This window comes from Pseudomonas sp. (genome assembly GCF_051660785.1).
GTDB lineage: Bacteria > Pseudomonadota > Gammaproteobacteria > Pseudomonadales > Pseudomonadaceae > Aquipseudomonas.
The window spans coordinates 164,716-178,221 of record NZ_JBOFQE010000058.1 but is presented as its reverse complement, the minus strand read 5'-3'; the positions used below and the strand labels follow the sequence as shown (position 1 = coordinate 178,221).

The window sequence follows — 13,506 nt, the reverse complement described above, 5'->3', positions numbered from 1 at the left end:
TCAGCGGCTCAAAGGCGAAATCGCCCAACCATATTGTTCAGATCAAGCGCCAACCGCGACAGCTCGTTGCTCGCCGCGCTCGTCTGAGTGGCCCCGGTGGCCGACTGCGCCGACAAATCACGAATGTTCACCAGATTACGGTCCACTTCGCGGGCCACTTGTGCCTGTTCTTCGGCGGCGCTGGCGATCACCAGGTTGCGCTCGTTGATTTCGACCATGGCGTTGTTGATGGTGTCCAGCGACCTTCCGGCGCCGTGGGCGATGTTCAAAGTCGATTCAGCACGCTCGGTGCTGTTGCGCATCGAATCCACCGCGTGCTCGGTGCCGGTCTGGATACTGCCGATCATGCGTTCGATCTCGCTGGTCGATTGCTGGGTGCGATGAGCCAAGGCGCGCACTTCGTCCGCGACCACCGCGAAACCACGACCGGCTTCACCGGCGCGGGCGGCTTCAATGGCGGCGTTCAACGCCAATAGATTGGTCTGGTCAGCCAAGCCACGGATTACGTCCAATACCTTGCCGATGTCGCGAGATTCGATAGCCAGGTCGCCGATCAGGGTGGCGGTGCTTTGCACATCGGCGCTCAAGCGTTCAATCGCGCTGACAGTTTCCTGTACCAGACCAAGACCATCGCCGGTGGACGCGGTGGCATTCTTCGAAGCTTCGGAGGTGCTGACGGCATTACGCGCGACTTCTTCCACGGCGCTGGTCATTTCGTTGACTGCGGTAGCTGCCTGTTCGATTTCGTTGTTCTGTTGAGTCAGGCCACGGGCGCTTTCGTCGGTGACACTGTTGAGCTCTTCAGCAGCAGACGCCAGTTGCGTGGCGGAACCGGAAATCCTTTGCAGGGTATCGCGCAACTTGTCCTGCATCTTTGACATGGCGAGCAGCAAACGGCCGGCTTCGTCTTTACCGTCGACTGTAATCGGGCGTGTCAGGTTGCCTTCGGCGATTTCTTCGGCAGCGCTCAAGGCGTTGGCGATCGGTTTGGTGATGCTGTTGGTCAGCAGCCAGGCGAATAGCAGGGTCAGGCCGGTGGCGATGACCAACAGGGTGATCACCAGGTTAAAGGCCAAAGCGTACTGGTCGGCGGCGTGTTGATTGGTGTCGACGGTCTGCTGATTGTTGATGTCCAGCAAACGCTTGAGCGCGGCGTTGATCGCATCGGCGTTGGTCACCAAATCGGTATTGAGCAGTGCACCTATCTCGTCCACCTGATTGCTATTGGACAGGGTCTTCAACTGGGATTCGATCTCGCGGTACTGCCCCAGCAACCGCACGTACTCATTGTAGGCCGCATGTTCCTCGGGGTCGGTGAGCATTTTTTCATAGATCGCCTGAATGGCAGAAATCTGTTGGTTGCGCGCCTCGTATTGCTTCATGGTCAGCTGCAGGGCATCCGGATCACGGTTCACCAACAGACGGTAGGACAGCACGCGCAGGCGCAGGGTGAGTTGGCTGAGCTCGGCGAGGCTGTTGATACTCGGCACGCTGTTCGAGGTGATGTTCTCGGCGGCGCCGCGAATCCTGCTCATTTGATTCAAGGCAAACACACCCAGGATCAGCATCAAGCCGCCAATCAGGGCAAAGCCGAGGAATGCCCGCGGGGCGATATTCATATTACGAAGGGACATGCTGTTCACCTAAGAGAGCGCATCCGCGCCAGACTTGGAATGAGTTGAAAAATGACCTATTGGACATTTCGTAAAAATCGTTAGGCCTCTCGCTCTTCATACCATCGCGTGAAGGCTTCGGCGCTTATCGGTCGGCAGAGGTGAAAGCCCTGGGCGATGTCGCAGTTGTATCTACCCAAGGCATTAAGTACGTGGGCTGTTTCTACGCCTTCGGCGATGACCTCCATACCAAGGTTATGTCCAAGGTCGACAACACTTCGTACGATCAGCTCGTTGGCCCTATTACTTTGCATGGCCAGTACAAAGGATTTATCGATCTTGAGTTCGCTGATGGGCAAATCTTTCAACTGAGCGAGACTGGTATAGCCCGCACCGAAATCATCGATGGCGATACGGATGCCCATGGTATGGAGCCGCATCAGAACCGTACGAGCAGCCTGGGAGTCGAGCATCATGGCCGACTCGGTCACTTCGAGCACGAGCATGTCCGGGGACAGTTGGTGGCATTCAAGCAGCTCGACAATTTGAAAGACCAATTTGTCATCCAGCAGGTTGCGCGCAGAAATGTTGACTGCGACCGGAATGCTTATTCCGGCGTCAGCCCAGGCCCGCACCTGGGAAAGCGCGAGGTTCAGCACGTAGTAGGTCAACGAGCCGATAATCCCAGTGAGCTCGGCGCAGGGAATGAACTCGTCCGGACGCACCAGACCACGTACCGGGTGCTGCCAGCGCACCAGCGCCTCGACACCGGTGACTTTCCCGGTGTTCAGGCTCACTTTCGGTTGGTAGTCCAGGAATAATTCACCGCGCTCCAGACCTCGGCGCAACTCTCCGAGAATGGTCAGGTGCTCTGGAGATCGACGATCCGATTCCGGGTCGTAGGTGAGTATGCCCATGCCCTGCTTCTTGGCTGCATACATGGCGATGTCAGCGCGTTGCATTAGCGTCGAAGTATCGTCACCGTGAATGCCGGAGACGACCACCCCGACACTGGCTTCGACATCGAGCTCGATGCCGTCGATCTCAACAGTCGCAGTGATCGCGGTGTGTAGCCGCAGTGCTGCCTGGAAAGCCCCGTCCAGGCCGTCCACGGAGGGAAGCAGGATGGCAAACTCGTCGCCTCCCAGCCGGGCGACCGTGTCGATTTCACGTGCCTCATTGAGCAACCGCTGGCCAATCTGGTCGAGCAAGCGATCCCCGTAATAGTGTCCCAAGGTGTCGTTGACCTCTTTGAATCGGTCAAGGTCAATCAGCAACAGGCCCGTGGTTGACCCATGGCGCCGTGCCAAACGCATTGCCTGCTCGAAACGGTCGGCCAACAGCGTCCGGTTGGCCAGCCCGGTGAGTTTGTCGTGCAGCGAAGCGTGCAGTGCGGCTTCGCGTTGACTCTCAAGCTCGTCGCGGGTGCGCTGCAACACTGTTGCAAACAGGCCCGCGAGGATCAGTCCGGCGACAAAAACGATTGGGGTGGTACTGGCGTTAAAGGATTCCCGTGTGCGAAGTTTCTCCAGCGCCACAATCGACTCATCGCGGTAATTGTCCGAGGCTTGCAGGACGGTTTTTTCAATCTTTTCGAATCTCGGGCCAACCTCTTCGTTGTCGATCCAGCGCGCCGGCATGTCATCGCCACGATCAACTGCATCGAACAGCCTATTGATGCTTTCCAGGTAGGGGGGCAGAGCCGTGCGTACCCCCTCGACGAGGGTGCGGTCCTCAGGCGATCCCGAACGGTGAACATTCTCGAGCGCAGTGGTCAGTTGCGTTACGACATTGCTGAAGTCACGACGGACTTCCGGGCTAGGAGCCAGTCGATATTTATGCCCCAGATCGTTGGCTGCTGCCACTGCAGTACCTGCCGATGTGTAGTAGTCGGACAGTCGGCTCGAGGCGATTGCTTCCTGACCCAGGCGTCCGGTGGTGATTGACGACCACACAGCAAAGCTGCTGATTGCAAGCAGTACGGCGATCAACCCATAGCTCGCCCATCGGGTAGGAAATGTTTTACACCAGTGAAGTTGCCAGGGTGACGCACTCACCTGCACAAAGACTGCAGGTTGCTTCGGACTAGCTGGTGGTAAATGGCTCATGGGTTACCAGAGAGAAAAATCGCTTTTATTAGTGCTGCGCACGACAGCCGCCAAAATCACAGAACGGTCGAAGACGTTGAGGCGCGCGAATCGGTATAAAAAGCCCGCGATCAGGCTAAAGGCCCCGCCAGGTTTGAACGCTTGAAAACCATCAAATCTGGCGGGGCCGGGGCTGTTGGAGTCGGTTTTTTTCAACGGCCTGCCAAGGCCTGTTGACAAGCTTGGGTAACATCGAGCCCGAGGTCAGGCCGCGTCAGTGGCGGGGCCATGAAGGCGGGCGAGACCGGACTCTTGATGCAGCGCGCGAGAATGGCGTCGATCTCACGCTTGCTCTCCTCGTCGATTTGCCAGCCATCGATCTCGTCGATCGGGTCGAGTTGATCCGGGCGGCGCGCGCCCCACAGCGCGATAGTCGGCCCCTGGTCGAGCACCCACCTCACGGCGAGCGCGAGCACGGATTTGCCGAAGCGCTGGCGCGCCAGGGCGGCGAGTTCATCCACGGCGGCGAGATAGTGCCCGAAGCGATCGCTCTGGAATTTCGGATCGACCTTTCGTAGATCATCGCCGCCGAACAGGGTGGATGCGGTCATACTGCCTGAAAGAAGCCCGCGGCAGAGCGCGCCATAGCTCAGGACCGTAAGGCCTGTCTTGCTGGCATACGGAAGCACGTCGGACTCCATCTCCCGCTCGAACAAATTGTACGGCGGCTGAACGGCGTCGACCCTGGCAACGGCGCGGAAAGCATCTATCTGCGCCGGCGAGAAATTGCTGACGCCTATCGCCCGAATCTTGCCCGCCAGGCGCAGCTTTTCGAGAGCGAATGCGGTTTCCTCAAACGGCGTCTCCATATCCGGCCAATGGATCTGGTAGAGGTCAATGGTATCGGTGCCAAGCCGCCGCAGCGAACCCTCGACCTCCAGGGTGAGACGCGCAGGTCGGGAATCGCGATAAACCTTGCCGTCTTTCCAGGCGAGGCCTGCCTTGGTCGCGATCTGCACCTTGTCCCGCAGCCCCCCGGCTAACGCCTTGCCCACGATCTCTTCAGAGCTGCCAAAGCCATAGACCGGCGCGGTGTCGATCAGCGTCACGCCACGCTCCACCGCCGAGCGGATGGTAGCGATGGCTTGTCGTTCGTCGGTGCCCCCCCACTTCCATCCGCCGATCGCCCATGTGCCGAGGCCAATGCGCGAAGTCTTCAGTCCGGACAAGCCGATTTCAATCTGTTCCACTGTAAAATCTCCGAGGTATTTTCAGGAATCCTGTCGAGCGCCGCTTACTTTCGGTAGAGCTAGATCATCTCGCGCCCTCGCCGGCGTCTTTCGCGGGCAGATGGCCGATCGCCGACCAATCCAGCGTTTCACCGCCATGCGCCATCAGGGTCAGGAATCGGTCGCGCAGGAGGCTAGCGAGCGGCATGGGCACACGCAGTTCTTCGGCGGCGGCGAGCGCCAATCGTATGTCCTTCTGCCCGAGTGGCGCGGCGAAGCCCGCCGGTTCGAACTGCTCCCCCGCGATCAAGCCGCCATAGATCTTGTAAACCGGGACATTGAAGATCGAGGACGTCAGCAGCTCGAGATATTGGTGCCGGTCGATACCCGCCTTCCCGACCAGCGCCATTGCTTCGCCGAGTGACTCGATCACTGAAGCGATCAGGAAATTGCCGCTGAGTTTCACCAGATTGGCGAGGCTTGGCGTGTCGGACATGATGACCGTCTGCTTGCCGATGGCATCGAACAGCGGCGTGGCGTCATGGATCGAATCATCGGTACCGCCCGCAACGACGAAGAGCTGACCAGCGGCCGCAGCTTCCGGGCGTCCGAAGACCGGCGCTGCGACATAGCGCTGCCCCTTTAATGCGTGGCTCTGAGAAAGTCGGCGCGACAAGGCGACGCTGATCGTGCTCGCGGAGATGTGGATCGCGCCTTCAGCAAGACTTGCAAGCACGCCGTCCTCTTCGAAGACCACGCTCTCGACGGCTTCGTCATTTGCGAGCATCGTCATGACCACCTCACCCTGGCAGGCCTCTGCCACAGTCGCGGCAGCCCTTGCTCCTAGTGCCACGACCTCGTCCGCCTTCGCACGGCTGCGATTGAATACCGTCACGTCATGGCCGGCCTTCACGAGATTCGCAGCCATACCGGCGCCCATGCGCCCCAACCCTATGAAACCTACCTTCATGGCTCAATCCTCTTCATTGATGCGAAACGGAGTGTTTGGGCAGCACCGACAAACATTCCCGGGCTCTTTCAGCCCTGTTGTTTGACGAACGCGTCGAATGCTGCAGCATGGTCCGGATGCCAGCGCGACAGTGCCGGGCGGTTCTCGACAACGTCGCCTGCGGCCCAAAGAATGCGCCGCTCATCCAATGAACGAGGGACGTCGTTGTCCGGGCAAAGGATGTAGAAATCTCCCGCGTCGAGACGCACCATCATGAAGTCGATGGTCTGTTCGGGCGTCCAGGCGCCAGCGGGTTTTTCGCGACGGTCATTGCGAGACAACTCTGTAAACACAAAGCCCGGGATCAACAGATGCGTGCTGATCTGTCCGTTCGCGGTGTTACGCAGCTCATGCTGTAGCGCTTCGGTAAACGCTTTGAGACCTGCTTTCGAAACGTTGTACGCAGGATCACCTGGCGGGGTGGTAATACCCTGTTTGGAACCCGTATTGATCACGAGGCCTGGACGACCGCGCTTAATCATCTCGGGTACGAACACCTGCGTGCCATGAATCACACCCCATAAGTTGACACCCAGGACACGCTGCCAATTTTGCGCGGGGCCAAAAATCCCGCTGCCGGGCTGAATACCGGCGTTGTTCATCAATACATCCGTACCGCCGAAGCGCTCCCGAACGACCGCTTGCAGGCGGAGCAGGTCTTCGACACGACTGACGTCCGTTTCAATAGCAAAAACGTCCTGAATGCCGTTCGCAGCAAAGACACAGACTTCTTCGACAGCTTTTGCCAGACGCCGGGGCCCGAGATCGGCAATGCAGATGCGCAGCCCTTGTCGAGCGAAGCGCTTGGCCGCAGCCAGGCCGATGCCGTCGGCACCGCCGGTAATCACCGCCACAGCGCCTGGAGTCAATGCAGGATGAGTCATTTGTAATCCTGGTTTAGAGCCGCTTTGCGGCGTTGGAAGAGAAAAACAATGGCGCCCTCACACGGCTACGCGATTGTCCGTATCGCTCGCCCACATCATGGAAACCGCGAATACACCCAGCCCCCCCAATGCCAGCAGTGCACCCACCCAGCCTGTCGAGGCCCAGCCAAAACCGGCGGCAATGGTCACCCCGCCCAGCCATGCACCCAGCGCGTTGGCTGCATTGAAAGCCGAGTGGTTCAAGGCTGCCGCCAGCGTCTGGGCTTCACCTGCCACATCCATCAGGCGCGTTTGCAAGCAAGGGCCCAGGGCAATCAAGGTGCCTACCAGGAACACATTCATCGGAGCCAGCCATGGGTTGCTGGCGGTGAATACAAAGAGCGTCAAAACCATAGTCGCCCAGACCAGCACGCCACCGATCGTGGGCAAGAGCGCCCGGTCGGCGAGTCTGGAGCCGACAAGGTTGCCGGCAACCATGCCTGCACCGAACAGAGTCAGCACGATCGGCACAACGTCCTCGGGCAAATGTGTCAGCTCTATCATGGTCGGCTTTACATAGCTGAAGACCGAGAACATCCCCCCGAAACCGATTGCGCCGATGAGCAGAGTCAGCCATACCTGACCGCTATTGAGCGCTGAAAGCTCACGCAAAGGGCTGGAGGATCGATTTCCAGGAGCGAATGGCACAAAACGCCAGATCAGTACCGCAGCAAGCAACGCTATCAGGCCTACGATCAGGAAGGCGGTCCGCCAGCCGAACCACTGCCCCACCGCCGCTGTTGCCGGTACGCCGAACAACGTCGCCAACGTCAGGCCCATCAGCACCATGGCTACCGCTTGCGTTCGTCGCTCACGCGCCACCAAACCAGCAGCGACCAACGCAGCCACGCCAAAATAGGTGCCGTGAGGAAAGCCTGCGAACAGACGGGCAACGAGCATCGACTGATAGGACGGTGCCAGCGCACTGGCAAAGTTGCCGAGCGCAAAGACCGCCATCAGCCCGATCAGGAAATTGCGCCGGGCCCATTGCCCTCCCGCAACGGCCAGCAAAGGAGCTCCAATGACCACGCCCAGGGCATAGAAGCTTATAAGGTGACCGGCCTCTGGAATGGAAACAGCGAGGTCTTTTGCCGCATCAGGCAACAAACCCATAATCACGAATTCGCCCGTGCCAATGGCAAATCCACCCACACCGAGGGCCAGGATAGCGAGACGTTGACTCGTGCGACTTTGCTGGGGCAACGCCACCTCATCGCCTGAAGATTCATCAAGCAGTTTGCTATCAATGTGGGACATAGACGCTCGCGGTATTGGAAAAACAGAAGGCTGGATTCAAAGATTTCGTGCAAGATGATCATATCGCAAGTATCGTTGAATGAAATTCAATGAACCGATGAGGCGCCATCCATACGCCATCATGCACCCCTCACGAGAACTCGCCTGATGCCTGCATTATCCAGAGCCGATCTAGCTGATTTGAATGTCTTCTCCGTCATCTGCCGACGCCGAAGTTTCCGTTTCGCCGCGGCGGAACTGGGCGTGTCAACCTCAGCCCTCAGCCATGCCATGCGTAATCTGGAAAATCGATTGGGCGTCAAATTGCTCAATCGCACCAGTCGCTCCGTCGTGCCGACGGCTGCTGGCAGTGCACTGGTAGAAGGTCTGGAACAAGGATTCGGGCAAATTGAAGCGGCCATGGGTGAGCTGGAGCAGTATCGCAATGCCCCCATGGGAAGGTTGCGACTCAATGTGCCGCGTGATGCATCGCGCCTGTTGCTGGGGCCGATAGTGGCCCGGTTTTGCCAAACCTATCCGGATATCAAGCTTGAAATCATCGTCGACGACAACATGGTCGACATCATCAAGGCAGGCTTCGACGCCGGCATACGTTACGGTGCGACTGTTCCTCAGGACCTGGTCGCTGTGCCACTGACCAAACCGTTGAAATGGGTTGTCGTGGGCTCGCCGCAGTACTTGGATCGACACGGACGGCCGGAAAAACCGGACGATTTACTGCAGCACGAATGCATAAGAATCCGGATTGGCGATAACTCAATCTACAAGTGGGAACTCGGCGATGGCGACGACACTTGTGAAATCGATGTGCCCGGCCCAATCATCGTGAATGAAACGGACATCGCCCTGGACGCTGCCATCGATGGCCTGGGTCTCGCGTACTGCCTGGAGCTACGCGTGGCACAGCAAATAGCTGATGGGCGCCTGGAGGTGGTTCTGCCGTCATGGGCCAGCACCAGTGAACCGATGGTCATGTATTACCCCAGTCGCCGACAGGTCCACCCTGGATTAAGACAACTGATCGAAGTCATCAGATCAGTCCATCTGTAGCACTCCTTGGACGAGCCCCTTTGACAAGGGGCCCGTTACCGCGTCTTCGCAAGCGTTCACTCCTTTCGTGACTGCCTGAAGCGGTGCAGCAAGGGTTCGGTATATCCGTTGGGTTGGCTGGTCCCTTGAAATACCAGCGCGCAGGCAGCCGTGAACGCGAGCGAACCGGCGTAATTCTTCGACATAGGCTGATACGCAGCATCGCCAGCGTTTTGGGCGTCCACGACCACCGCCATCCGTTTAAGCACCGTCATGACTTGCTCGCGGTTCACCACGCCATGCCTGAGCCAGTTGGCCATATGCTGGCTGGATATCCGCAAGGTCGCTCGGTCCTCCATCAGTCCGACGTCATGGATATCGGGTACTTTCGAGCAACCCACCCCATGATCGACCCAACGCACGACATAGCCTAAAAGGCCTTGTGCGTTGTTCTCCAGCTCCTCGGTAATCGCTTGTTGATCCCAATCACCGACGCGGCCCACGGGTACATCCAGCAACTGGTCCTGTATTTCAGTAATTTCACTGGCGGATGCATCCTGCACTATCCGGTTTTGCACAGATGTGACGTCAACCTGGTGATAATGCATCGCGTGGAGTGTGGCCGCCGTGGGCGACGGGACCCACGCCGTGCTCGCACCGGCCAAGGGGTGCGCCACTTTCTGCTCCAGCATGGCGCTCATCAGATCCGGCATGGCCCACATGCCCTTACCAATCTGCGCCCTGCCCTGCAGCTGGCAATCCAGGCCAACCAGCACGTTGTTGCGCTCATAAGCCTTGAGCCATGAACTGGATTTCATTTCACCTTTGCGCAGCATCGGGCCGGCCTCCATGGAGGTGTGCATCTCATCACCCGTTCGATCAAGAAAGCCCGTGTTGATGAACACCAATCGCTCGGTGGCCTGGGCAATGCACGCCTTGAGATTAAGGCTGGTGCGCCGCTCTTCGTCCATGATGCCCATTTTCAAGGTATTTGCCGGCAGCCCGAGCATCTGCTCGACACGACTGAACAACTGACCGGTAAAGGCTACTTCCTCGGGACCGTGCATTTTCGGTTTGACGATGTAGACGCTGCCGGTGCGGGAATTGCCTCGATGTTTGAGGTCATGCATCGCCGCGAGGCTGGTGACCACGGCGTCCAGGATCCCTTCGGGCACTTCGCGTCCTTCATTGTCCAGCAATGCCGGGGTGGTCATCAGGTGTCCGACATTGCGCACTAGCATCAGCGAGCGTCCTGGCAATGTCAGGGAAGAGCCATCGACTCGAGTCCATTTGCGATCAGGGTTGAGACGGCGAATCACGGAGCGATCATTTTTTTGCAGGGTTTCGGTGAGATCGCCCTTCATCAGCCCCAGCCAGTTGCGATACACCACGACCTTGTCAGCGGCATCGACCGCCGCCACCGAGTCTTCGCAATCCATGATGGTGGTCAGCGCTGCTTCCAATACGACGTCTTTGATCTGCGCGGTGTCGGTGCCTCCGATAGTACTGGCCCCATCAATCTGGATCTCGATGTGCAGGCCGTTGTTCAAAAGCAAAATTGCACTTGGCGAGCCTGCATCCCCCTGAAAACCCACCCACTGCTGCGGATGCTTCAGCCCGGTTGTCGTACCGCCCGCCAAAGCGATTCGCAGTTGGCCATTTTCGACGCTGTAGCGCGTGGAGTCGGCATGAGACCCCGACGCCAATGGCACGCTCCGATCGAGAAACGCGCGGGCATAGGCCACGACTTTCCGCCCGCGCGCAGCGTTGTACCCTGCGTTCTTGCGCGCGCCCTCTTCATCGGCAATGGCATCAGTACCGTACAACGCATCGTATAAAGAGCCCCAACGGGCGTTCGCCGCATTGAGTGCGTAACGCGCATTCATTACCGGAACCACCAACTGGGGGCCTGCCTGGGTGGCAATTTCGCTGTCTACATTGGCGGTGGTCACGGTAACGGCTGTCCGCACAGGTTGCAGATAACCAATCGACTGCAAAAAGCTGCGGTAGGTGGACTTGTCCTGCACAGGCCCCGGATGGTTACGGTGCCAAGCATCCAGTTGCGCCTGCAGGAGATCGCGCTTTTGCAACAGCGTACGGTTGCGAGGTGCGAGGTCTTGGACCAGTTGATCCAAGTCTTTCCAGAAAACGTTGCTGTTCAGACCCGTGTCAGGCAGCGCTTCGTCTTCGATAAAACGTAGCAATTGCGGCGCGATTGTCAGGGTGCCTCTACGCAGGAAATCGGTCATAGCGTCCTCGGTTCCGTCACAGGAATGGAATACTTATTGTTGTGAAGGCCGCTAGTGTCGCCGATATTGCATTTTGAATTCAATATACATAATCAACTGAAAGCCGTTGATATTAGGGGAAACCTCGCCAGCATCTCCCGGATTTGTTGTGAGGAGGCCCCAGTCTCCGCGGTTGGACACGCTTGCAGACGTCCGCACGGCGACACCTGCAATACTTGAGCGAGCAGCCGCGCCACTTCAGACATGTGCGTCGCTTCCAGACCTTGTCGGGTAATGAACTGAGTACCGAGTCGCAGTGCCTGATGGTCGGCGAGTGATGGGTCGACGCACGTACCGATGAGGATTCCGTGAGCCTGCAACGCGGTCATGACCCCCCGCGGATCGACGCTTTTTGCTAACGGTAACAACAGCTGATGGGTATATATTTCGCCGCTGTTGGCCGCCATGACAGGCATTCCGATGCTGCGCAGTGCCCCGTGTAATGCGGCGCTGTTGGCGATGATTTTTGCGGCGTACTCGGCGCCATGGGCCTGGGCTTCGGTCAGGGTAACCAACAATGATGGCAATCGCCCCGCGTCGTAATTGGCGAGCATCCGCGTGTCGAGCAGATCACGCAGCGGCTGCGCGTCTCGCGGGTCGCGTCCCAGCACCAGCCCTTGGGGCCGTCCGGGCAAGGTTTTGTAAGTGGAGCTGCTGATCAGATCAACGCCCGCGTCGAACGGGTTGGGGTACGTACCTCCGGCAATCAACCCCAATACATGAGAGGCATCGAACAGGGTTTTGGCGCCCACAGTGCGGGCCGCTTGCACGACGGGAGCAATGTCGTCGGCCTTGATCATGATGCTGCGTCCCAACACCACCAGCCTGGGCCTGGATTGCTCGATCAACTCGACGGCGCGTGCGGTATCAAGCCGGCAGGCGGTGCGATCGAACGGCAGATCCTCGACCACCAGGCCAGCCATTTGCGGCGTACCACCGCGACGCTGGCTCAAATGACCACCATGCTCGGCAGCCGGTGCCAGCACGCGATCGCCCGGTTGGCAGTAAGCATGAAAAATGGCCAGGTTAGCCAACGTACAACTGGCCAGCCTGACTTCTGCCCATGCCGCTTTAAACAGCGTCATGGCGGCCTGACTGGCACGAATTTCAAGCTCGCTGACCAGCCCGGTTTCCGGCTGTTCCTTGCAGTGAGTTGGCCCCATCGCCGGGTATGCACTGAGCGCCGGACTATAGGCCGCCATCGCTCGGGCGCTGGGGATATTGGCACCGGCATAGAGCATCAGGCGCTGCTGCTCCAACTGCGGCAGGCGATCGGCACAGGCCGCCAGCAAAGCGTCGAGATCAAGCGCCATGATTCGGCTCCCTAGCGGCGAATGGAGTCTGGATGTTCGGAGTCATCGCGAACCATCAGCATGATGGCGTCGCGTTTCTCCAGAAGATGGTGACGAAGGATGCTGCTCAATCGTTTGCCGTCTCGCGCTTGTAAAGCCTCGATCATTTCTTCGTGATCGTGCAACGCCCTTTCCCATTTCGGAGCCTGCTGGTTGGACAGAAAACGCAGCGCCTGGATACGACGATTCAATGACAGGTACACCTGGCGCAACGCCGAGTTGCGTGCGGCCAGATTGATCAGATCGTGGATGGCGCGGTTGCGCTGGTAATAGCCCGGCAAGTCGTTCTGATTCTTGCTGACCACCATGGCGTAGTGCAGCGCTTTGATCTCCTCGATTTCCTGAAGCGTGATGCGTTCGCAGGCCAGCTCGCCAGCGAAGGCTTCAATCCCGCTCATCAGCTCGAAGGTTTCGCGAATTTCCAGTTCCGACATGCGCGCGACACTCGCACCGCGGTTGGGGTTGATCTCGATCAGTCCTTCGACGGCCAGCACCTTCAACGCTTCGCGTAAAGGGGTGCGGGAAATGCCCAGAGTTTCGCAGAGCTCGCGCTCGTTGAGTTTCTTTCCGGGTGCCAGTACGCCTTCGGTAATAAAGCTGCGCAGGTGTTCCACGACCATGTCGTGCAAACGCTGGCGTTCGACCTTGGGCATCAATCGAGGGCTGGCGAGCGCCCCCAACTCTTCAATGTTTTGCATTCAAAATCCTCATCAGCATCG

10 protein-coding genes and 1 pseudogene are annotated in these 13,506 nt (G+C 58.6%); 1 reads left to right on the top strand and 10 read right to left on the bottom strand.

Annotation, left to right across the window (positions count from 1 at the left end):
- Positions 1-8 precede the first annotated feature (8 nt).
- The 7 genes and pseudogenes from ACRC4F_RS14810 to ACRC4F_RS14780 all read right to left on the bottom strand — a co-directional run bounded on the left by ACRC4F_RS14810 (position 9) and on the right by ACRC4F_RS14780 (position 8,118).
- Positions 9-872: a methyl-accepting chemotaxis protein gene (locus tag ACRC4F_RS14810; protein WP_438660134.1), complete on the bottom strand. Its 864-nt coding sequence runs from the start codon at positions 870-872 to the stop codon at positions 9-11.
- Positions 864-1,619, bottom strand: a pseudogene (locus ACRC4F_RS14805) (MCP four helix bundle domain-containing protein); the annotation flags it as partial. The pseudogene ACRC4F_RS14805 and the gene ACRC4F_RS14810, both read right to left, overlap by 9 nt.
- A gap of 95 nt (positions 1,620-1,714) precedes the next feature.
- A complete protein-coding gene (locus ACRC4F_RS14800; protein WP_438659979.1) occupies positions 1,715-3,604 on the bottom strand; it encodes a putative bifunctional diguanylate cyclase/phosphodiesterase in 1,890 nt (629 codons plus the stop codon).
- Positions 3,605-3,912: 308 nt separating this feature from the next.
- The gene (locus tag ACRC4F_RS14795) at positions 3,913-4,950 is read right to left on the bottom strand and encodes an aldo/keto reductase (protein WP_438659978.1); all 1,038 of its coding nucleotides are present in this window, start codon (positions 4,948-4,950) and stop codon (positions 3,913-3,915) included.
- 64 nt (positions 4,951-5,014) lie between these two features.
- Entirely contained in the window at positions 5,015-5,899 is an 885-nt protein-coding gene (locus ACRC4F_RS14790) for an NAD(P)-dependent oxidoreductase (RefSeq protein WP_438659977.1), read from the bottom strand.
- A 68-nt stretch (positions 5,900-5,967) separates the two neighbouring features.
- On the bottom strand, positions 5,968-6,822 hold the full coding sequence (locus ACRC4F_RS14785; RefSeq protein WP_438659976.1) for an SDR family NAD(P)-dependent oxidoreductase: 855 nt from the start codon (positions 6,820-6,822) through the stop codon (positions 5,968-5,970).
- A gap of 57 nt (positions 6,823-6,879) precedes the next feature.
- On the bottom strand, positions 6,880-8,118 hold the full coding sequence (locus ACRC4F_RS14780) for an MFS transporter (protein ID WP_438659975.1): 1,239 nt from the start codon (positions 8,116-8,118) through the stop codon (positions 6,880-6,882).
- Positions 8,119-8,265: 147 nt separating this feature from the next.
- On the opposite strand from ACRC4F_RS14780, the gene ACRC4F_RS14775 reads away from it, so the two are divergent.
- Entirely contained in the window at positions 8,266-9,168 is a 903-nt protein-coding gene (locus ACRC4F_RS14775; protein WP_438659974.1) for a LysR family transcriptional regulator, read from the top strand.
- A gap of 56 nt (positions 9,169-9,224) precedes the next feature.
- Here ACRC4F_RS14775 and ACRC4F_RS14770 read toward each other — a convergent pair whose 3' ends face one another.
- The 3 genes from ACRC4F_RS14770 to ACRC4F_RS14760 all read right to left on the bottom strand — a co-directional run bounded on the left by ACRC4F_RS14770 (position 9,225) and on the right by ACRC4F_RS14760 (position 13,485).
- The gene (locus tag ACRC4F_RS14770; protein WP_438659973.1) at positions 9,225-11,396 is read right to left on the bottom strand and encodes a malate synthase G; all 2,172 of its coding nucleotides are present in this window, start codon (positions 11,394-11,396) and stop codon (positions 9,225-9,227) included.
- Positions 11,397-11,488: 92 nt separating this feature from the next.
- Positions 11,489-12,748, bottom strand: a complete 1,260-nt coding sequence (locus tag ACRC4F_RS14765; protein ID WP_438659972.1) for a glycine hydroxymethyltransferase — start codon at positions 12,746-12,748, stop codon at positions 11,489-11,491.
- An 11-nt stretch (positions 12,749-12,759) separates the two neighbouring features.
- Positions 12,760-13,485 (bottom strand): GntR family transcriptional regulator, encoded by a 726-nt coding sequence (locus tag ACRC4F_RS14760; protein ID WP_438659971.1) that lies wholly within the window; start codon positions 13,483-13,485, stop codon positions 12,760-12,762.
- Positions 13,486-13,506: the final 21 nt, after the last annotated feature.